Below are 19,426 nucleotides of genomic sequence, written 5' to 3' on the forward strand. Positions count from 1 at the left end.
CCTCTGCCCGACATCCTTGATCGCGGCAGTCATGACCGCGAAGAACAGGGATGCCAGAACGAGCCAGATGCAGCCCTTTACATTTTCCGGAGCTTTGTGCCAGATCTGAAATGGAAGCGACCTTTCCAACCGGCCGGCGACCAGGCTTCTTCTTGAATCCACACTATCTGGCATAAGGCCCGCTTACATATAAGGTGACGACGGTATTGCGGCGATCTTTTTGGTTGTTGTCAATTGGTTTGTCTTTGAGTTTGAACGAGAAACAGGATGTCCGGGCATAGTTCAGAGCTTCCTGAGAAATGGCTGTAATCGGGGCATTAGATCCGTCCGGACGTCTGCTAAGTATCTATCCTTTCGATTGAAAATCCTCGTCATGAAATCTGATTTTTCCGGTGATGGGTGAATGAGAAAGCCTCTTTCCCCACTTGCGCTCGATCCGATGCTTCAATCAGCGCAGCTGCTTACGACCCCTTGCGGCGACGGGGGTATGGTATGGCGCCAATGGGGGGCCGGGCCTGTGGTCGTTTTGCTGCACGGTGGATTTGGATCCTGGAATCACTGGTGTCGTAATATCGTAACGCTCTCCCGTGAATTTACCGTGATTGCGCCGGATCTGCCGGGGCTTGGCGATAGTGACCGGCCGGGGGAACCGGCGACGGCGGAGCATCTCGCCGAGATACTCGGCAGCGGACTGAAGCAAATCCTCGCCCCGGGCCAGCCGTTTCAACTCGGCTGTTTCTCGTTCGGCGCCGTTCCCGGAAGCCTTGTCGCCGTCGAATTCGCTGACCGGGTGCACAGTTTCACGCTGGTTGGTGCGGCCGGCTTCGGCCCGCGGGAACGACCGACGGAAGGTCTGGTCAAGATCACATCGGATATGGACCAGCCTGCGCGCCGGGCCGCGGCCCGCAACAATCTCGAGGTTCTGATGTTCGCCGACCCGTCGAAAGTGGATGAGTTGGCGGTCGATATCCAGTTGTCGAATACGGAAAGGGCGCGTTTCCGTTCGCGGCCCTTTTCTCTTTCCGACACCGTTCTTCGCTCGTTGCCGCGCATCCGGGGACGGCGGAACGCGATCTGGGGGGCGCAGGACATCACGGCGGCAGGCATGCTGGAGCGACGGAACGCGGCCATTCGCGCCGCGGACCCGCAAGCGGAGATCGTGGTGATGGATGGCGTCGGTCACTGGGTCCAGTACGAGGCCGCGGAAGCCTTCAACGCGTGCTATCTCCAAATGCTGCGACGGTCGCTCTGAAAGCCGGAAACTCTCAAAAAAAGCCGCGTGAACGGCGATCAACAAGGTAGGGAAAGCTCATGAAACTCGTGATTCTGCCGGGCGACGGCATCGGCCCGGAAATTGTCGATGCAACAAAGGTGGTGCTGGCTGCGGCATCGGAGCGTTTCGGGCTCGATCTTGCGTTCGAAGAGCATGAGATCGGCGAGGCGGCACTCAGGCGTCACGGCATAACCCTGCCGGACGAGGTGTTCCAGCGCGCGCTCGAGGCGGACGGGGTTGTTCTTGGACCGGTCTCCACCGCGACCTACCCGCCGGCGGCACAGGGCGGCCTTAACCCGTCCGCCGAGTTCCGTCGCCGGATGGATCTCTTCGCCAATATCCGGCCGAGCCGTTCCGTCGGCAACGAAGCGGCCCTGGTGAAGGACATGGACCTCGTGATCGTCCGCGAGAACACCGAGGGCTTCTATGCCGACCGCACGATGTTCGCCGGCAGCGGCGAGTTCATGCCCGACAAGGACATGGCGCTGGCGGTCCGCAAGATCACGCGGGCCGGTGCGACGCGGATCGGCCGCGCCGCGGCGGAACTCGCGATGACCCGGCGCAAGAAACTAACCATCGTGACCAAGTCCAACGTTCTGAAGCTGAGCGACGGCCTGTTTCTCGAGGCGGTGAAGGAAGGGGCGGCAGCCTTTCCCGAGATCGCGATCGACGAGGTTCTGGTCGATGCGATGGCCTCTCATCTGGTCCGTAGTCCGGGAGCATTCGATGTGATCGTCACCTCGAACATGTTCGGCGATATTCTCTCGAATGAGGCGGCGGAACTTGCCGGCGGACTGGGCTTTGCCGGCTCTCTGAATGCCGGATTGAACAATGCGGTGGCGCAGGCGGCGCACGGATCGGCGCCTGATATTGCCGGGAAAAACCTCGCCAACCCGAGCTCGGTCATGCTGTCGGCGGGCATGTTGCTGGAGTGGCTGGCGGAGCGAAATGACAGCAATGCGTTGCGGCAAGCTGCAGGCGCTATCGAAAAGTCGGTCATGCACTGTGTCGCCAATGCGGAGACCCGGACCCGGGACACCGGAGGCACGCTTGGAACGGACGCTTTCGGGGCGGCGGTCGCGGCGCGTATCGCGGAAACCTGAAGCTGCCCGGGGCTCGGGGCATGCAAGGAGGAACGTCATGAGACAGATAAGATTTCCGGACGGTCGCGAGGTTCCTGCGCTGGGGCTCGGTACCTGGTTCATGGGGGAGCGGGCGGTCAGCCGCGCCGCGGAAGTGCGTGCGCTCAAACTCGGCATCGAACTCGGAATGACGCTGATCGACACGGCGGAGATGTATGCCGACGGCGGGGCCGAGGAGGTTGTCGGCGAAGCTGTCCGCGGCTGCCGGGACGACGTCTTCATCGTCTCGAAAGTGTTGCCTTACAACGCGAGCCGAAAAGGCGCGATAGCAGCCTGCGAGGCAAGCCTCCGGCGCCTCGGGACCGAACGGGTCGACCTCTATCTGCTGCATTGGCCGGGCTCCCATCCGTTGAGCGAGACCGTCGCGGCGTTCGAGGAGCTGAAGGCTGCCGGGAAGATCGGCGGCTATGGCGTCAGCAATTTCGATGTGGCGGAGATGGAGGCATGGGAACGGGTGGCCGGGCCGGAGTCCTGCCAGACGGATCAGGTGCTCTACAACCTGTCTCGGCGCGGCATCGAATGGGATCTCGTGCGTTGGGCCGGGGAGCGGAGCATGCCTCTGATGGCTTACTCGCCGCTTGAGCAGGGGCGGCTGCGGCATGATGTGCTCGACGAGATCGGCCGCGAGAAGGGCGCCAGCGCGGCCCAGATCGCGCTGGCCTGGGTCCTCCGAAACCCCGAGGTTATCGCCATTCCGAAAGCGTCCGACCCGGAACATGTCCGGTCCAATCGGGCCTCGCTCGACATCGAGCTCGATGACGGGGATCTGGCGCGACTGGACCGCGTTTTTCCACCTCCGGGGGCAAAACGCGCTCTTGAGATCCTTTAGGCGGCGAGTTTACGACTTTTTAAGTGACATACGCTTTTCGCTTAAGATACCGGCGTCGTTGTGGTATTTCGCACCCTGATTGGTGGGCTGACTATCCTTGTATGCTTTCCGCATAAAAAGTGCTTGGCTTTGAATCGGCGAATCACCACAATATAAGGTGTCATGGCGCCGATGCGCGGCAATGTGGAGTGAGGCGATGAGTGCGGTCGATAACAGATATGTTGAGCGTAAGAGCCTCGAGATCCTTGCGGAAGCAGTCGATCGGACGGTAGGGGCGGGCTTCGTTCACGAAGCGATTGCGAAAGCGGCCAAGACGCTCGAGACCAAAGCCTATAACGACGCCAACAAGGCCTTTCGCATGCTCAACCCCCGGGAGACCCGGAAGGTCGAGAAAACCGCGTTGGAAAATGCGACGATTTTCGCCGAACACGGCGATTACACAGATCCGCTCGCGGAAATGAATCCGAACCCGAAGTTCGAAGACATTCGTTCCCGTTCGGTCAAGCTCGGTTCCTGATTTTCTCTATCGGTCTTTAGCGGCCTTGCGCGCCCCGCTGGCGGCGAGCAGGACTGTGACTGTTCCGGCTATTGCCAGCAGAGCGGTGATCAGGAAGCTGCCGCTATAGGCTCCGGTCAGCTGGTAGCCGAGCGTGAAGATCGCCGGGCCGGCAATTACCCCGGAAAAAGTGAAGAACAATGCCGCGCCGGTCATGTTTCCGGCTCTGCCGTCAGGGCTGTGTTCGACCACCGCCGAGGCATAGACGCCATTCCAGCCCATCGCTGTGAAACCGAAAATGAAAAACAGCAGATAGACCAGGCCGACCGGCCATTCGGGCGCGACGAATACTGTTGCGAGTGCCGATCCTGCGGTCAGCAGAGCGTTGATCACCAGGGCCTTAAAACCACTGCGGATGCGGTCTGCGAGGACGCCCCAGGCAATACGGCCGATGACTCCGGCGACCTGCACTGCGGTCAGGGCAAGACCGGCCGCGACCAGCGTATATCCGGTTTCCTCGACCAGAAAGGTCACGGCAAAGGCGTTGAGAGAAAGCTGGATCGCGGCCAGGAAAAGTCCAGTGAAACACATCCAGCGGATCACAGGCAGGCCCCAAGCGTCACGGATGTCGGCCAACGGTGATCGGAATAGCGGGGCCTCGCGCGACCGGTCGGCATCCCATCGCGCGCGGAAAATCTGCATGATCAGCGCGAGCCCCAGTGCGACGGCAATCGTCGCGCCCATGCTGAACCGCCAGCCGGCGGTAAGCGCAATCGCCGGAGCGAAGGTACTGGCGGCGATCCCGCCAAGAGGCACGCCGGTAAAGCGGATCGAAAACACCAGATTGCGGTTCTTCGGCGTGACCACCTTGGAGAGGAGATGCGCCGCCGGCGGATTGATCAGGCCATAGCCGAAGCCGATGATGAAGGAACCTGCGGCAATCAGCGGCAGCGCGCCGCTGGCGATTACCAGATGAGCGAGTGCGAAAAGCACGAGGCTGATCTGCGAGATCCGCCAGGCGCCCAGCCTGGAAACCAGGCCTCCTGCAAAGAGACTGGTTACCATGCCGCCGAGATAGACCGCGACGACCTGGAAGCCGATCAGAGACGCATCGACCTCGAGCCCGGCCGCGACTTCCGGCGCGATGGCCGGCAACCACAGCGATGCCATCGAGCCTGTCAGCTGAACCCAGATCATGAAGAATACCACCGTCACCGTGTCGCGGAGCGGCGGCGCGGCCTGGATGTTCTCGGGGCGTGCGGTCATGCCGCGGCTCTCCGTCAGCCTGGATGCTGCGCCTTGTCTGCCCCGAGGACGGCCATGCGGAAAGCCGTCTTCACGTACTTGCCGTCGCGCGGCGGCATCACGGTCTCGCCGGTCCGGACATCGACCTTGACTACCGCGACCAGGGGGAAGTTTCCGTCCGTCAGGCGCTTCATCAGATCGTCCAGTCCGGCTTCATCCGTCACCGTCATTGTCTGGGCGATGCCGGCGCCGGCCGCCATGGCGGCTAGGTCGGTGCCGCGTCCAGTCGGCGCGGCCTGCATGCCGGTCTCGCCGTAATGCTCGTTGTCGAGCACGATGATGGCTAGGTTCTTCGGCTGCTGCAGGGCGACGGTCGAGAAGCTGCCGACGCCCATGAGCTGTTCGCCGTCGCCTGTGATCACCCAGACCTTGCGGTCGGGCTGCGCCAGCGCGAGGCCGAGGCCGGTCGGCGTGGCACCGCCCATGCCGCCCCAGATGTAGAAGTTCTCGTCCCGATGGTCGGCCGCGGCCAGATCCCAGGTCGGCGAGCCGAGCCCGCTGATGCAGAGCGCGTCGCCGCGCACGGACATGAGCTTCTTGACGACGTCGCGCCGGAACAGTTTCTGCGTGGCCATGGCGTCAGTCCTCCGCCTGCATGCCGGCATGGGCGCCGGTAAAGGGTTTCGCGCCGATCAGCTTCTGGCCGATCAGAACGGCGACGGCCTCGCCGCCATGGAAGGACATCATCAGCCCGGCCTTGACCGCGTCGGCCGCTTCCTCGTGGGTCTCGGCCCGGAGGCAGCGCACGCCGACCGCTTCCAGCACCGGCTGCACGGCGCGCCCCATCGGCATCTGCCAGGGATTGGACTCGCCGTAATCGCCGCGCATGGTCACGATCATGAAGAGCGGGAAGGCGCAGGTCGTGGTCAGCGAGGCGATCATGTTGATCGTGTTGCCGACCCCGCTGCTCTGCATCAGCACGGCGCATTTCTGCCCGCCGAGCCAGGCGCCGGCGGAGACCGCGATACCTTCCTCCTCGGTGGTGAGCGGCACGGTCTGGATGTCGTTGTCCGCGAGGCTGGACTTGATCAGCTTGCTGAGGCCCGCATCCGGCACATAGGCCACCTGCTTGATGTCATGCTCCTTGAAGAGCTGGTGCGCACTCGCACTCCAGTCGCCGCTCATGGGATCTCCGTCCGTTGAAAGCCTTACGCACACTCTGCCCGGCGGCGGAAAGCCTGTCCACGCGGGGGGACGGAACCGGTCCCGTTCCGCGATGTCGATATTGCCAAGCGTTCCATTGTCTTGGGGCGGAGGCTGCCCCATAGTCTTGGCGACTTCCAACCGGGAATACTGACATGTCGCTCAAGACCGATCGCCGCCTGATTCCGACCTCGATGCACTGGGGCACCTATTTCGCCGAAGTCGAGAACGGCAAGCTCGTCGCCGTGCACGACTATGACAAGGACCCGGCGCCGGCGATTATCGGTCCGGGGATCGTCGACGCGGTGGACGACGCGGTGCGGGTGCGCCGGCCGATGATCCGCAAGGGCTGGCTCGAGAAGGGGCCTGCCTCGCGCGAGGGGCGTGGTGGAGAGCCTTTCGTCGCGGTGCCGTGGGACGAGGCGCTCGACATGGCGGCGGCCGAGTTGAAGCGGATCAGGGAGCAGCACGGCAACCGGGCGATCTTCGGCGGCTCCTACGGCTGGTCGAGCTCCGGTCGCTTCCACCACGCGCAGAGCCAGGTGCACCGGTTCCTGAACTGCATCGGCGGCTATGTGCGCCATGTCGATACCTACAGCTATGCCGCGGGGCAGGTGATCATTCCGCATGTCGTCGGCCCCTTTGCGGATCTCCTGAACAAGCACACCACCTGGCCGGTGATCGCGGAACACAGTGAACTGGTCGTCATGTTCGGCGGTGTGCCGGTGAAGAATGCGCAGGTCACTTCCGGCGGCGTCGGCCGCCACACCGTATTCGAGGGCCTGAAGAACGCCTACGACATGGGCGTCGAGTTCGTGAATATCAGCCCGATCCGGAACGATATCGTCGATCTGGTCGAGGCGGATTGGATCGCGCCCCGGCCGAACACGGATGCGGCGCTGATGCTGGCGCTGGCCCATGTGATCTATAGCGAGGGCCTGCACAATGCGGACTTCCTGGAGGAGTATACGGTCGGCTTTGAGAAGTTCCTGCCGTACCTCCTCGGCGAAACGGATGGCCAGCCGAAGACGCCTGAATGGGCGGCAGCCATCACGGAGGTTCCGGCGGAGGAAATCCGCAAGCTGGCGCGGCGCATGGCGAACGGCCGCACCATGATCATGACCGCCTGGAGTATCCAGCGCGGCGATCATGGCGAGCAGCCCTTTTGGCTCACCGTGCTGCTCGCGGCGATGCTGGGGCAGATCGGTCTGCCCGGCGGCGGCTTCGGGCTCGGATACGGCTCGGAAAACGGCATCGGCAATCCGGTCGAGCTCTTCAAGTGGCCGGCGCTGCCGCAGGGGACCAACGCGGTCGAGGATTTCATCCCGGTCGCCCGCATCTCCGACATGCTGCTCAATCCGGGCGGTCAGTTCGTCTATGACGGCCAGACCCGGACCTATCCGGACATCAAGGCGGTCTATTGGGCCGGCGGCAATCCGTTCCATCACCACCAGGATCTGAACAAACTGGTGAAGGCGATCCGGCAGCCGGACACGGTCTTTGTCAACGAGATCTGGTGGACCGCGATGGCGCGTCACGCCGACTTCGTCTTCCCGACGACGACATCGCTCGAACGTAACGACCTCTCCATGACCCATTGGGAGCAGACCATCGTTGCCATGCAGAAGGCGATCGAGCCGGTGGGCGAGTCGCGGCACGACTACGATGTCTTCACCGGTCTCGCCGAACGTCTTGGCGCTGCCGACGCTTTCACCGAGGGACGGGACGAGGAGGACTGGCTGCGCCATCTCTGGGATCAGGCGCGCCAGCGTGCGGCAGAGGCCGAGTTCGAATTGCCGGATCTCGAGACCTTCCGTGAGATCGGCGCCATGGAGGTCCTGAAACCGAAGAAGCCGATGATTTTGCTGGAGGCGTTCCGGGAGGATCCCGAGGCCAATCCATTGCAGACCCCGAGCGGCAAGATCGAACTCTATTCGGAGGAAATTGCCGGCTTCGGTTATGCGGACTGTCCCGGCCATCCGGTCTGGCTAGAGCCTTACGAGTGGCTCGGTGCGCCAGTGGCCGAGACCTATCCGCTGCATCTGATCTCGAACCAGCCGAAGACCCGCCTGCACAGCCAGCTCGACAGCGGCGCAATCAGCCGCGGCTCCAAGATCCAGGACCGCGAACCGATGAGCATGAACCCGGTGGATGCCGCAGCGCGCGGGATCGGGAACGGCGATGTGGTGCGGCTCTACAATGACCGGGGTGCCTGCCTCGCGGGTGTGATCGTGACCGATGCCGTGCGTCCGGGCGTGGTGCAGCTCTCGACCGGGGCCTGGTACGATCCGGAGGAGCCGGGCGTGATCGGCTCGCTCTGCAAGCACGGCAATCCGAACGTGCTGACCCGCGACAAGGGAACATCGAGCCTCGGACAGGGTCCGAGCGCGCATTCGGTTCTGGTCGAGGTCGAGAAGTATCAGGGCACACCGCCGCCGGTGACCTCTTTCGTTCCGCCGCCGATCGAAGAGAAGGCTTAGCGATCTGCATCTTCGCCGGAGGGATTCAGTATCTTGACCTACATCGTAAATATCGAGCGTGAAGAGCTTATCCGATGTTTACCGGCGGATGGGGTGGTAGCAGAGATCGGAGTGGCCGCGGGTGAGTTCGCGGACGCGATCCTTAAGAACAGGTGCGCCGCAAAGGCGCATCTGATCGATCCGTGGATGTTTCAGGACCGCGAGGATTATCTGCTCGACGGGACAAACGCGGATCAGGACATCCAAACGGCCCGTTACAACCTCGTTCAGAAGCGTTTTGCGGCCGAGATTTCTTCGGGACGCGTGATCATCCACCGGGATTTCTCGGAGAACGTACTGCCTGAATTTCCCGAGCAATATTTCGACTGGGTCTATGTCGACGGTATGCACACAAAAGAGGCTGCGTTGAGGGATCTTCATCTCGCTTGGCCGAAAATCAAGCGTGACGGATTTCTTCTCGGACACGACTTCTCAAACAATCAGGTCTCCGAGGAAAAGGGTTTCGGCGTGGTGGACGCTGTCAACGAATTTGCCGCGGAAACCGGCGCGCTGTTCTTGGCGATGACCATGGAGCCGGCACCGTCCTACGTGCTTGCGAGGCGCGAATGCGCCGCGATAAAGCCGTTCGTAGAAGAATTGCTGACCAAAGCAGGGGCGGCTGTCGAATTGCGGGGGATGCCAAAGAGCTACCGGCACAAACTTTTCAGATTCGGCAACAAGTTAGTATCGGTGCCGTCTTTCTAGGCCATGCCGACCCATCACCGCGAGATTACAGGCTGAGATGAAATGCTGGTAGGAGCTATGACGCGGGCCAATTTCGTTGCCTGCTTACCGCGAGGCGGGATCGGCATCGAGATTGGCGTTGCCGAGGGTGAGTTCTCCTCGGTGCTGCTCGATCGCGTCGCACCTTTAGAGCTCCATCTTGTAGATCCATGGGTTCATCAGGATCGGCCGGATTACATGCCTGACAAGAACAACGTGGATGACATTACGCAGGAAAGCCGGTTCGAGGGCGTCACCAGGAAGTTCGAGACAGAAATCGCTGCGGGAAGGGTGCATGTCCATCGCGGATTCTCAAAGGACATCCTTCCCGGCTTCGATGACGAAAGCTTCGACTGGGCCTATGTCGACGCGATGCATACCCGGGAAGCGGTGCTTGAGGATCTGAGGCTGGTCTGGCCGAAAGTGAAGCCGGAGGGCTTTTTGCTGGGGCATGATCTGACAAATGGTCCGCAAGCGCGGGCTCAAGGCTTCGGTGTCGTCGAGGGAGTGCAGGACTTCATCGAGGAGTCCGGTGCTCAGCTTATCGCGGTGACGATGACCTTTGAGACCTATCCGTCCTATCTTCTGACGAAGACACGGCACAAGGGGATAAAGGGCTTCTTGGAGCGGTTTTTCCTGACGGCATCGTCCGTCGTCGAAATCCGTGCCGGACTAGCCGGGTATCAGAATAAGGTGATCAGAGTGGGGAACAATATCGTCAACTTTCCGTCATTCTGACCACCCAGATCGCTGGAGGCTGAAATGATTCATTCCGCGCCCGCACCGAGGACGAAAACGGAAGAGTTCTATCCCGGGTTCAAGTTCCCGGAGCGCCCCGTCACGCGGACGCGTGAATATCAGGATTCTCGGCTCCTGGCCTGCGGGATCGACCCCGCCCTTTATGGCGATCAGGCGGCGGCAGGGCTGTTCGGGCAAGACTGCTTCAAGGCGATGCGGGAAGCAGGACATCAGGTCGACGGGCTGGTCCAGACCGAGCAGCGCTTCCGCCAGATCGAGCCGGTCGCCGTCGGCGAACCGCTGACCCAGCGTGGCTGGATCGAAGCCTACGACGTGGTCGAGCGCGGACACCGCCTGCACCGGACTTTCGAATTCGTGCGCCGTGACGGCCAGGTCGCACTGGTCGCTGACGTTATCGGTCTGGTCCCCGACAAGGAAAAATGGGCGGCTGCGGCGGCGAAAACCGGTCACAAGAAGACGCCGGACCCGCGGGAAGGGTTCGAAGAGGTCTCCGAGAAGACCATGACGCCCGAGGACGTCACGCTGTTTTCCTCGGATGTCGGCAATCTGATCCATTTCGAGCCGGACTTCGCCGCGAACCTCGGCTATCGCGCGCCTCTGGCGCAGGGCCTGCAGACCATGGTCTGGATGATGGGGCGCCTGACAGAGGACGGTCCTCCGGTTTCGTTCGAGCTGTCGGCGAGTTTCCGCAGACCCGTCTTCTGGGACGACGAGGCGAGTCTCTGGCAGCACAAAGGCAAGAACGGCTTCATCGACCGGCTGCGGGCGCTTAACGGCGCCGGAAAGCTCACCGCCGAGCTGAGCGTCGCGTCGATCTCCTACGCCTGATCCGATGTCCCGAGACACAGTCCGAAACATTCTTTTCGTGATGTGCGACCAGCTGCGCTGGGACTATCTCTCCTGCGCCGGTCATCCGCATCTGCAGACGCCGCATATCGATGCGCTGGCGGCGCGCGGCGTCCGTTTCGACCGTGCCTATTGCCAGTCGCCGATCTGCGGGCCCTCGCGCATGTCCTTCTATACCGGGCGCTACATGTTTAGCCACGGGGCGGGCTGGAACAATTATCCGCTCAGGGTCGACGAATGGACGCTTGGTGACTATCTCCGGCCGCTCGGCATGCGGGTCGCGCTCGCCGGCAAGACGCACATGAAGGAAGACGCCGAGGGCATGGCTCGCCTCGGTCTCGATCCGGTCTCCGAGCACGGCGTGCTGGTGTCCGAATGCGGTTTCGAGCCTTACGAACGTGACGACGGCCTTCATCCCGACCGGAGCGCCGATCCGGATCTGCCCTACAACCGTTATCTGAGGCAGAAGGGGTATCGAGGCGACAATCCCTGGGCGAGCCATGCCAACTCCGCCAAGGGCGACGGCGGGGAGACGCTCGACGGCTGGTACTGGGGGCATTCGAACGGCGCCGCGCGGGTGCGCGATGAGGACAGCGAGACGCCCTACATGACCGATCGGGCGATCGACTTCATCACCGAGATGGGCGACAAGCCCTGGTGCCTGCATCTCTCCTACATCAAGCCGCACTGGCCCTATATCGCGCCCGAACCCTATGCCTCGATGTACGGCCCGGAGCATATACTGCCGGTGCATCGCGATGCGCGGGAGGAGGCGGAAGCGCACCCGGTCTATGCCGCTTTCATGCGGCACAAGGATAGCCGGCTCTTCCGCCGCCCGGAGGCGCGGGAGACCATCGTCCCGGCCTATATGGGCCTGATCAAGCAGATCGACGACCAGTTCGGCCGCCTGATGAAGGAGCTGGAACGGCACGGGCGGCTGGACGACACCATGATCGTCTTCACCTCGGATCATGGCGATTATTTGGGAGATCACTGGCTCGGCGAGAAGGATCTCTTCCATGAGGCCTCAGTGCGTATTCCGCTGATCGTCTACGATCCGCGCTCCTCTGCAGACACGACGCGAGGCTCGGTCAGCGACGCGCTGGTGGAGGCGATCGATCTTGTCCCGACCTTCGTCGAGGCCGTGGGCGGCGACGTGCCGTCACACCGGCTCGAGGGCCGTTCGCTAAGCCCGTTGATCGAGGGGCGCAAGACCGAATGGCGCAGCTTCGCGGTTTCCGAGAGCGACTATTCCGGCAGGGATGCCCGCGCGGACCTTGACCTGGCCCCGATGGACGCGCGCTGCTACATGCTCCGGACGGAGCGCTGGAAATATGTCCTGCACGAAACCTTCCGCCCGCAGCTTTTCGATCTGGAGTCGGATCCCGAGGAATTCACCGACCTCGGAGCCGATCCGGCCTATGAAACGGTGCGTGCGGATCTGCACGAGAAACTGTTCGAGTGGTTCCGCAACCGCCGTCTGCGCGTCACGATCTCCGACGAGGAGATCCTCCGCCGCACCGGCGGGGCCGACCGGCAGGGCATCCTGATCGGCTACTGGAAGCCCGGAGATCCCTGACCTAGCGCACCGCCGAACGAAAGGCCGACGTGCAATCCCGATACCGCGGTTTCCACCCGAGATCGTGTGAGATTTTGGCCCCGCTCATGCGCTGTTTCAGCGCCGGTCCTGCGGCCCAGTCACCGTGCCTGGCGACGGCGTCCGCTTCCGTCAGGACGGTGTGCGGCGCCTGTGACCCGAAGCGGGCGGCAACCGCGTCTGCCAGCACTCCGGTCCGAACGCCCGATTCCGCAGCGACACAATAGGTCTCGCCCGCGGGTGCGATTTCGAGGGCAAGTCTGTAGGCAGCCGCGAGGTCCCTGCGGTGGACGAGAGGCCAGGTGGCGTCGGCGGAGCCCCAGATTTCGATAGCGTTCCCGTTCCGGGCCGCATCGATATAACGGTGCAGTACACCGCCATCCTCGTCCCAGACCATTGCGGGGTGGAGCAGGATCGGCGCGATCCCGGGGGCGCCAGAGACCCTGCGCCAGTTTTCCAGCATCCACGCGAAGCTTGGCAATGGATCGTCGGGTGTCTTCTCGTCCGCAATCCCGGAACCGGTCTCGCCGAAGAGCCAGCATCCGCCGGTGTAGATCAGGCGCAGCGGGGCGTCTCTGCCCGATGCGGCGGACGAGATCGCTTCCAGCACGGCGCGGTCGATCCCGCCCATGTCGGAGTCGAAATCCGCGGCGGCCTGCACGACGGCATCTACCCCGGTGACGAAGCTGGCCCAATCCTGAGGACGCGTCAGATCGCCGGGAAGCGGTTCCGCGCCAGCCTCGCGAAGGCGGGCGGCCGATCTCTCCGAGCGGGCGAGGGCCGTGACCTTGTGGCCATGGTCAATGAGTTCGTCAAGGATGGCGGAACCGATCGAGCCGGTGCCGCCGAGCAACAGGACATGCATGGGATCATTCCGTTCTGTCAGGCGTTCGATCAAAGATTGAGCCGCAGCACGGATTTAATAACAAGAAAAATCTTGAAAAATAAAGATGCCGGGCGAGTGGTCCCGCCCGGCACGAGAAAATGCGTCAGTTCGTCAGCACCACGCGGCCGACGATCTTGCCGGCGCGGAGATCGTCCAGCGTACGCTGGACCTGATCCATCGGCCGGGTCTCGATCGGAACCTGCTTGACCTTGCCGGCCTTCACCAGTTCCATCAGTTCCTTGAGTTCCTTCAGGCTGCCGACATAGGAGCCGATCATCGAGGCGGCGCGGAGCGGCAGGGTCGGCAGCGGTACGGTGAAGTCCCCGCCATAGAGGCCGACAATGACGTAGCGCCCGCCCTTGACCAGCGAGAAGTAGCCAAGCTTCGCCGTTGGGTTGGCGCCGACCGTGTCAACCACGGCACGCGGGCCGCCGCCGGTGGCTTCCGCCAGTTTCTTCGCCGCGTCGTCGCCGGAAATGTTCAGCGTCTTGGTCGCACCCATCTCCTTCGCCGCGGCGAGCTTCTTGTCGTCGATGTCGCAGGAGAGGACCTGCTTGACGCCCATGGCATGTGCGATGCTGACCGCGGCAAGGCCGAGGCCGCCGGCACCCATGATCACCAGCCATTCGTCGTCATGCACCGGCAGCGCTTTCTTGATCGCGCTGTAGACGGTGACGCCGGAGCAGGCGAAAGGCGTCGCGTCGGTCGGATCGACATCGCCGATATCGACCAGGAACATCGGATGCGGGACCAGAATATATTCCTGATAGCCGCCATCCCTGTAGACGCCGAGCGTGCGCGGCTTGGCGCAGTGATTCTCCTGGCCGGCCTTGCAGGTCGAGCATTCGCCGCAGCCGATCCACGGATGGATCAGCTTGGTCTCGCCGGTCGGAACCTTGCCCGCGTCGGGGCCACCCTTGACCACCTCGCCGAGGATCTCGTGCCCGAGCACGTGGGGCAGCGGCACGCCGCGGTCGCCCATGTTCAGGCGCCCGGCGGACCCAAGATCGAAATAGCCGTCACCGATATGGAGATCGGAGTGACAGACCCCGCAGCGCGTCACCTTCACGAGAACCTCCGTTCCGGTCGGCTCCGGGATCTCCTGCTGGATCATTTCCAGCGGTTTCCCAAAATCGGTGACTTTCCAACTCCGCATTTGCATGGATCGATTTCCTCCCGATAATCGCTTTTGCGAAATTCAGTTTCGTTTTCGTAAAACGTGATGTCTGATCGCGCAACCTCGCAGGGGTGTGAGACTGCCATCTGCGGGCATGACAATCTTGCGGTTTCTTTGGGGGAAGCCGCGAATGGATCGATGACAATTCGGCACCAGACCGAACGTGCGGCGATCCGGGCAACGGGAGGAGCAGGCCGATGGGCAAGAAAACCGCATTGGTGACAGGCGCAAGCCGCGGGATCGGACGGTCGGTTGCGAAATATCTCGCCGACAAGGGCTATCAGGTCGTCGGGCTCGCGCGCAGCGCGCCGTCCGGGAGCTTCCCGGGCGCCTTCCGCACCGCCGATCTCTCTGACGCCGAGGCGACGCGCGCCGCGCTCGCGGGGATTGCCTCCGAGTTCGAGATCGACGTGCTGGTAAACAATGCCGGCATCGCCCCGCTGGGGACCGTCGAGGAAGTGACGCCGGAGACCCTCCAGCATCTCATGTCGGTGAATGTCCGCGCTCCCTATCAGTGCATGCAGGCCTTCCTGCCCGGGATGCGCAAGCGCAAGTTCGGCCGGGTGGTGAATATCGGCTCCCGGGCCGCGTTGGGAAAACATGGCCGAAGCGCTTATGCGGTGACAAAGGGCGGCATTGCGGCGGCGACCCGGACCTGGGCGATCGAGGCCGGCGGCGACGGCATCACGGTGAACTGCGTCGCTCCGGGCCCGATAGCGACCGAGATGTTCGAGGAAGGCAATCCGGCGGGCTCCGCCAGCCGCAATGCCATCGAGGCGGCGATTCCGGTGAAGCGCATCGGCCAGCCGGAAGACGTCGCGGCGGCGGTGGCCTTCTTCGCCTCGGAGGATGCCGGCTTCTGTACGGGCCAGGTACTTTATGTCTGCGGCGGCCTGACCATCGGGTCCGCGCCGCTATGAACGACATGAGCGATCTCCGCAGACGCAACCTCGCCCGCCTGATCGATCCGAAGAGCTTTGCCGTCATCGGCGCCACCGACGATCCGCTTCGCATTGGCGGACGGCCGATCGATTATTCGCTGAAGCATGGCTTCAAGGGGAAGATCTACCCGGTTAACCCGAAACGCGAGACGATCCAGGGCCTGAAGGCCTATCCCTCGATCTCGGATGTGCCGGAGGCGGTGGACACCGCGATCGTCGCGCTGCCGGCGCCGCTGGTGGCCGAGACCGTCGAGGCCTGCGCCGCCAGGGGCGTCGGGGCCTGCATCGTCTTCAGCTCCGGCTTCTCCGAGCTTGGCGCGGAAGGCGAGGCCATGCAGGCCCGGCTGACGGAAATCGCGCAGCGCACCGGGATCCGCGTGCTCGGCCCGAACTGCCTCGGCGCCTTCAATGCGGCGAGCGGCTGGACCGGGACCTTCTCCTCTGCGCCGTCGGTCGATCCGACGGTTCCGGGCCCGATCGCCATCGCCAGCCAGTCCGGCGCCTATGGCGGTCATATCTACAACCTCGCGCGCAAGCGCGGGCTCCGGGTCGGGCGCTGGGTGACGACGGGCAATGAGTCCGACATCGAGCTTTCGGAATGCATCTCCTACCTGCTCGACGATCCCGAGGTGAAGGTCGTGATGTCCTATGCCGAGGGCATCCGGGACGGCGCCGGCCTGAAGGCGGCTTTCGCCAAGGCGCGGCTGCTGAAGAAACCCATCATCATGGTGAAGGTCGGGCGGAGCGAGGTCGGCGCCGCTGCGGCCGCCTCCCATACCGCCGCGCTCGCCGGCACGGATGCTGTGATCGACGGCATGATGCGGCAATATGGCGTCTACCGGGCGGAGGATGCGAACGAGATGCTGGAGGTCGCCTATGGCTGCCAGCAGGGGCATTTCCCAGACGGCAACAAGGTCGGTTTCATCACCATTTCGGGCGGGCTCGGCGTGCAGATGGCGGACAGCGCCGCCGCGCTCGGCCTCGACGTCTCGGAATTCTCCAAGGCGGGGCAGGCGAAGATGCTCGAGCTTTTCCCCTTCGCCGCGGCGCGCAATCCGGTCGATGTCACGGGCCAGGCCTTCAACGACCGCGATGCGATCGCCAAGTGCCTGAAGATCATGATGGAGGAGGGCGACTACGACGTCGTGATCTCCTTCTTCACCGCCGTCGCGGCGCTGCCGGAGATCGCCCGGGATATCGTGGAGACGCTGAAGCCGGTGCGCGCGGCGCGTCCCGACAAGCATCTCTTTTTCTCGATCCTCGCCTCGGAGGAGAACCGGCGCTTCTACGAGAGCAATGGCTACCCGATGTTCGACGACCCGGTGCCGGCGATCACGGCGGCGAACGGCCTGATGTATTTCGGCCAGGCCTTCGCGGCGGATCGCGGGGCGCCGCCGGTGCTGCCAGACGCCGCCTTTCCCGTACCGGCGCACGCAACCTCGGAGCACGAGGCGAAGAAGATCCTCGCCTCCGCCGGTATCCCCGTGGTGCGCGAAAGGCTCGCGGCCTCGGCGGACGAGGCCGCGGCCGCCGCCGCGGATCTCGGCGGGCGTGTGGTGCTGAAGATCGCCTCGCCGGACATCGCCCACAAGACCGAGATCGGCGGTGTGCTGGTCGGTGTCGAGGGCGAGGAGGCGGTGCGCGAGGGCTTTTCTGCCCTGATGGCGCGGGCCGCGGACAAGCGGCCGGACGCGCGACTCGACGGCATCATCGTCTCCGAGATGGTGAGCGGCGGGGTCGAATGCGTGATCGGCGTGCAGCGCGACCCGGTGCTCGGCGCGGCGGTCATGTTCGGGCTCGGCGGCGTTCTCGTCGAGGTGCTGAAGGACGTGAGCTTCCGGCTCGCACCGTTCTCGGTCGAGGAGGCGCACCGCATGATCCGCGAGATCAAGGGCTTCAAGATTCTTGAGGGCGTGCGCGGCGCTCCGGCGGCGGATGTGGATGTACTGGCCGAAGCGCTGGCGAAGCTCTCCGTCTTCGCCGCCGCCAACGAGGAGAGGCTCGACAGCATCGACATCAATCCCTTCATCGTGCTGCCGGAAGGCAAGGGCGCGGTCGCGGTCGATGCGCTGATCGTGCCGTCCGCTGGAGACGCCGAATGAGGCAGCAGATCGTCCGCACCCGGATCACCGATCTTTTCGGCATCCGCCACCCGATCCTCTGCGGCGGCCTGATGTGGCTCGCCGACGCGAACTACGCTGCCGCGGCGGCGAATGCCGGTTGCCTTGGTTTCATGACCGCGAAGACCTTTCCGGATCCGGGGCGCTGGAAGGAGGAGCTGGAGAAGGCAAAGCAGCTTGCGAACGGCAATCCGCTTGGCGTGAACCTCTATATCTCGCAGCGCCCGGAAGAGAATGCGATGCTCTCCGGTCATGCCGATCTGGCCTTGCAGGCGGGGGTACGCAGTTTCGAGACGGCGGCGATGCCGCCCGCGGATCTGGTGCGTCAGCTGAAGGAAGGCGGCGCCAAGGTGATCCACAAGGTCGCTTCCGTCCGTCACGCCGTTTCCGCCGCGAGCAAGCTCGATATCGACGCGGTGTCCGTCGTCGGCATGGAATGCGGCGGCCATCCGGGTCTCAACATGATCGGCAACATGGTCCAGGGCGTCCTCGCCGCGCTCAGGGTCGATATCCCGGTGGTGATCGGCGGCGGTATCGGTCACGGGCGTCAGCTCGCGGGCGCGCTCGCTTTCGGCGCCGAGGGTGTGGTGCTCGGCACGCGTCTGCTGGTCGCCGACGAGATCTGGAGCCACGATGCCGTGAAGCAGCGCGTCCTGCAGGCGGACGAGACCAGTTCCCGGCTCGTGCTCGCCTCGATGCGCAACACCTACCGGGTGATCGACAACGAGACTGCCCGCGCCGTCGCAGAGCTGGAGGCGGAGGGTGTCAGCGATTACGAAAGCTACCGCGAACATGTCCGCGGCACGCTGCAGCGCGAGGCCTACGAGGAGGGCGATCCGGAGAAGGGCCTGCTCTCCATGGGGCAGTCCGCCGTCTTCGCCGACAGGATCGAGCCGCTCGGTGCCATCATCGACCGGATGATGGACGAGATGGACGAGGCGATGAGGCGGGTGCAGTCTCTCCGCGTCGCCCGAGACGCTGCCGCGGAGTAGCATCCCTGTACTTCCTGACCCATGCGGATGTCGTCATAGATCCCGAGGTCCCGATCACCGAGTGGGGCCTCTCGGAGCGGGGGCGTGCCCGTATCCGGGCCGGGCTCGGGCAGCCATGGCTCGGGGCGGTGACCAGCCTCTGGTCGAGCACGGAGCGCAAGGCGCTCGATACGGCGGAAATCCTCTCTGAGCATCTCGGCCTCGCGATCAAGATCAGGGCCGATCTCGGCGAGAACGACCGCTCCGCGACAGGCTATCTTCCGTCGGAGGCGTTCGAGCGAACGGCGGATCGCTTTTTCGCCGATCCCGATCTGTCCGCGGATGGCTGGAAGACGGCACGCGCGGAGCAGGAGCGGATCGTGACGGCGTGCGCGGCCGTAACAGAAAGTGACCCGATGGGCGTGCCCCTGGTGGTCTCGCATGGAGCGGTCGGGGCGCTTCTCTTGGCAAACCTTCTGGGCGAGGCGATTTCCCGCGATTTCGACCAGCCGAGAAACGGCGGCGGCAACTGGTTTTCGGTGCGTGAAATGAAACCGGCCTGGAAGGTGTTTGACAGGTGCTGATCTTCCCGCACCTGTCCGTCTTCAACCCAATGCCTGGTCCAGATCCGCGATGATGTCGTCCGCCGTCTCCAGCCCGACGGAAATGCGCATGACGTCGTCGCCGGCGCCGGCGGCC

19 protein-coding genes are annotated in these 19,426 nt (G+C 63.6%); 13 read left to right on the plus strand and 6 right to left on the minus strand.

Translation table 11 applies throughout. The features are described from left to right. The first annotated feature begins 487 nt into the window (after positions 1-487). The 4 genes from JJ959_RS20120 (at position 488) to JJ959_RS20135 (ending at position 3,761) form a co-directional block, all read left to right on the plus strand. Positions 488-1,252 (plus strand): alpha/beta fold hydrolase, encoded by a 765-nt coding sequence (locus JJ959_RS20120; protein ID WP_292887912.1) that lies wholly within the window; start codon positions 488-490, stop codon positions 1,250-1,252. 59 nt (positions 1,253-1,311) lie between these two features. Next, positions 1,312-2,376, plus strand: coding sequence for an isocitrate/isopropylmalate family dehydrogenase (locus tag JJ959_RS20125; RefSeq protein ID WP_292887915.1), 1,065 nt, complete (start codon positions 1,312-1,314; stop codon positions 2,374-2,376). A gap of 37 nt (positions 2,377-2,413) precedes the next feature. Then, a complete protein-coding gene (locus JJ959_RS20130; protein ID WP_292887917.1) occupies positions 2,414-3,244 on the plus strand; it encodes an aldo/keto reductase in 831 nt (276 codons plus the stop codon). Between the two features lie 196 nt (positions 3,245-3,440). Beyond that, entirely contained in the window at positions 3,441-3,761 is a 321-nt protein-coding gene (locus JJ959_RS20135; RefSeq protein WP_292887920.1) for a hypothetical protein, read from the plus strand. Positions 3,762-3,767: 6 nt separating this feature from the next. Here JJ959_RS20135 and JJ959_RS20140 read toward each other — a convergent pair whose 3' ends face one another. The 3 genes from JJ959_RS20140 to JJ959_RS20150 are packed head-to-tail and all read right to left on the minus strand — an operon-like array spanning position 3,768 to position 6,170. Then, positions 3,768-5,006: an MFS transporter gene (locus tag JJ959_RS20140; protein ID WP_292887923.1), complete on the minus strand. Its 1,239-nt coding sequence runs from the start codon at positions 5,004-5,006 to the stop codon at positions 3,768-3,770. Positions 5,007-5,020: 14 nt separating this feature from the next. Continuing rightward, entirely contained in the window at positions 5,021-5,620 is a 600-nt protein-coding gene (locus JJ959_RS20145) for a thiamine pyrophosphate-dependent enzyme (RefSeq protein ID WP_292887925.1), read from the minus strand. Positions 5,621-5,624: 4 nt separating this feature from the next. Then, positions 5,625-6,170 (minus strand): phosphonopyruvate decarboxylase, encoded by a 546-nt coding sequence (locus tag JJ959_RS20150; RefSeq protein ID WP_292887928.1) that lies wholly within the window; start codon positions 6,168-6,170, stop codon positions 5,625-5,627. Positions 6,171-6,343: 173 nt separating this feature from the next. Between JJ959_RS20150 and JJ959_RS20155 the strand changes: the two genes are divergently transcribed. The 5 genes from JJ959_RS20155 to JJ959_RS20175 are packed head-to-tail and all read left to right on the plus strand — an operon-like array spanning position 6,344 to position 12,614. Next, positions 6,344-8,668, plus strand: coding sequence for a molybdopterin guanine dinucleotide-containing S/N-oxide reductase (locus JJ959_RS20155; RefSeq protein WP_292887930.1), 2,325 nt, complete (start codon positions 6,344-6,346; stop codon positions 8,666-8,668). Between the two features lie 33 nt (positions 8,669-8,701). Beyond that, positions 8,702-9,412: a class I SAM-dependent methyltransferase gene (locus JJ959_RS20160; RefSeq protein WP_292887932.1), complete on the plus strand. Its 711-nt coding sequence runs from the start codon at positions 8,702-8,704 to the stop codon at positions 9,410-9,412. 57 nt (positions 9,413-9,469) lie between these two features. Next, positions 9,470-10,168 carry a class I SAM-dependent methyltransferase gene (locus JJ959_RS20165; protein ID WP_292887935.1) on the plus strand — a complete coding sequence of 233 codons (699 nt, stop codon included), beginning with the start codon at positions 9,470-9,472 and terminating at the stop codon, positions 10,166-10,168. 24 nt (positions 10,169-10,192) lie between these two features. Further along, positions 10,193-11,017: a MaoC family dehydratase gene (locus tag JJ959_RS20170; protein WP_292887938.1), complete on the plus strand. Its 825-nt coding sequence runs from the start codon at positions 10,193-10,195 to the stop codon at positions 11,015-11,017. 4 nt (positions 11,018-11,021) lie between these two features. Then, positions 11,022-12,614, plus strand: a complete 1,593-nt coding sequence (locus JJ959_RS20175) for an alkaline phosphatase family protein (RefSeq protein WP_292887941.1) — start codon at positions 11,022-11,024, stop codon at positions 12,612-12,614. Between the two features lies 1 nt (position 12,615). Here the strand turns inward: JJ959_RS20175 and JJ959_RS20180 are convergent, their stop codons facing one another. Further along, positions 12,616-13,497: an NAD-dependent epimerase/dehydratase family protein gene (locus JJ959_RS20180; RefSeq protein WP_292887944.1), complete on the minus strand. Its 882-nt coding sequence runs from the start codon at positions 13,495-13,497 to the stop codon at positions 12,616-12,618. A 124-nt stretch (positions 13,498-13,621) separates the two neighbouring features. Further along, the gene (locus tag JJ959_RS20185) at positions 13,622-14,680 is read right to left on the minus strand and encodes an alcohol dehydrogenase (protein WP_292887947.1); all 1,059 of its coding nucleotides are present in this window, start codon (positions 14,678-14,680) and stop codon (positions 13,622-13,624) included. Positions 14,681-14,892: 212 nt separating this feature from the next. Here JJ959_RS20185 and JJ959_RS20190 point away from each other — a divergent pair, with 212 nt between their 5' ends. From JJ959_RS20190 to JJ959_RS20205, 4 genes are read left to right on the plus strand one after another with little or no spacing between them, the layout of a single operon-like run. Then, a complete protein-coding gene (locus JJ959_RS20190) occupies positions 14,893-15,615 on the plus strand; it encodes an SDR family oxidoreductase (RefSeq protein WP_292887950.1) in 723 nt (240 codons plus the stop codon). A gap of 5 nt (positions 15,616-15,620) precedes the next feature. Further along, positions 15,621-17,738, plus strand: coding sequence for an acetate--CoA ligase family protein (locus JJ959_RS20195; protein WP_292887954.1), 2,118 nt, complete (start codon positions 15,621-15,623; stop codon positions 17,736-17,738). Then, entirely contained in the window at positions 17,735-18,748 is a 1,014-nt protein-coding gene (locus JJ959_RS20200; RefSeq protein WP_292887957.1) for a nitronate monooxygenase, read from the plus strand. Before JJ959_RS20195 ends, JJ959_RS20200 begins: the two co-directional genes overlap by 4 nt. Positions 18,749-18,801: 53 nt before the next feature. Continuing rightward, a complete protein-coding gene (locus JJ959_RS20205; protein ID WP_292887959.1) occupies positions 18,802-19,311 on the plus strand; it encodes a histidine phosphatase family protein in 510 nt (169 codons plus the stop codon). Positions 19,312-19,332: 21 nt separating this feature from the next. Here the strand turns inward: JJ959_RS20205 and JJ959_RS20210 are convergent. Next, on the minus strand, positions 19,333-19,426 hold a 94-nt coding region (locus tag JJ959_RS20210), incomplete at its 5' end, for a PLP-dependent transferase (protein ID WP_292887962.1).

This window comes from Nisaea sp. (genome assembly GCF_017640745.1).
Lineage (GTDB): Bacteria > Pseudomonadota > Alphaproteobacteria > Thalassobaculales > Thalassobaculaceae > Nisaea.

Excerpts from the sequence above, each read along its gene's own strand:
- JJ959_RS20150 (WP_292887928.1), bottom strand. The coding sequence starts at position 6,170 with ATGAGCGGCGACTGGAGTGCGAGTGCGCACCAGCTCTTCAAGGAGCAT.
- JJ959_RS20190 (WP_292887950.1), top strand. The coding sequence starts at position 14,893 with ATGGGCAAGAAAACCGCATTGGTGACAGGCGCAAGCCGCGGGATCGGA.
- JJ959_RS20170 (WP_292887938.1), top strand. The coding sequence starts at position 10,193 with ATGATTCATTCCGCGCCCGCACCGAGGACGAAAACGGAAGAGTTCTAT.
- JJ959_RS20195 (WP_292887954.1), top strand. The coding sequence starts at position 15,621 with ATGAGCGATCTCCGCAGACGCAACCTCGCCCGCCTGATCGATCCGAAG.
- JJ959_RS20125 (WP_292887915.1), top strand. The coding sequence starts at position 1,312 with ATGAAACTCGTGATTCTGCCGGGCGACGGCATCGGCCCGGAAATTGTC.
- JJ959_RS20175 (WP_292887941.1), top strand. The coding sequence starts at position 11,022 with ATGTCCCGAGACACAGTCCGAAACATTCTTTTCGTGATGTGCGACCAG.
- JJ959_RS20180 (WP_292887944.1), bottom strand. The coding sequence starts at position 13,497 with ATGCATGTCCTGTTGCTCGGCGGCACCGGCTCGATCGGTTCCGCCATC.
- JJ959_RS20165 (WP_292887935.1), top strand. The coding sequence starts at position 9,470 with ATGACGCGGGCCAATTTCGTTGCCTGCTTACCGCGAGGCGGGATCGGC.
- JJ959_RS20185 (WP_292887947.1), bottom strand. The coding sequence starts at position 14,680 with ATGCAAATGCGGAGTTGGAAAGTCACCGATTTTGGGAAACCGCTGGAA.
- JJ959_RS20200 (WP_292887957.1), top strand. The coding sequence starts at position 17,735 with ATGAGGCAGCAGATCGTCCGCACCCGGATCACCGATCTTTTCGGCATC.
- JJ959_RS20155 (WP_292887930.1), top strand. The coding sequence starts at position 6,344 with ATGTCGCTCAAGACCGATCGCCGCCTGATTCCGACCTCGATGCACTGG.
- JJ959_RS20135 (WP_292887920.1), top strand. The coding sequence starts at position 3,441 with ATGAGTGCGGTCGATAACAGATATGTTGAGCGTAAGAGCCTCGAGATC.
- JJ959_RS20120 (WP_292887912.1), top strand. The coding sequence starts at position 488 with ATGGTATGGCGCCAATGGGGGGCCGGGCCTGTGGTCGTTTTGCTGCAC.
- JJ959_RS20130 (WP_292887917.1), top strand. The coding sequence starts at position 2,414 with ATGAGACAGATAAGATTTCCGGACGGTCGCGAGGTTCCTGCGCTGGGG.
- JJ959_RS20140 (WP_292887923.1), bottom strand. The coding sequence starts at position 5,006 with ATGACCGCACGCCCCGAGAACATCCAGGCCGCGCCGCCGCTCCGCGAC.
- JJ959_RS20145 (WP_292887925.1), bottom strand. The coding sequence starts at position 5,620 with ATGGCCACGCAGAAACTGTTCCGGCGCGACGTCGTCAAGAAGCTCATG.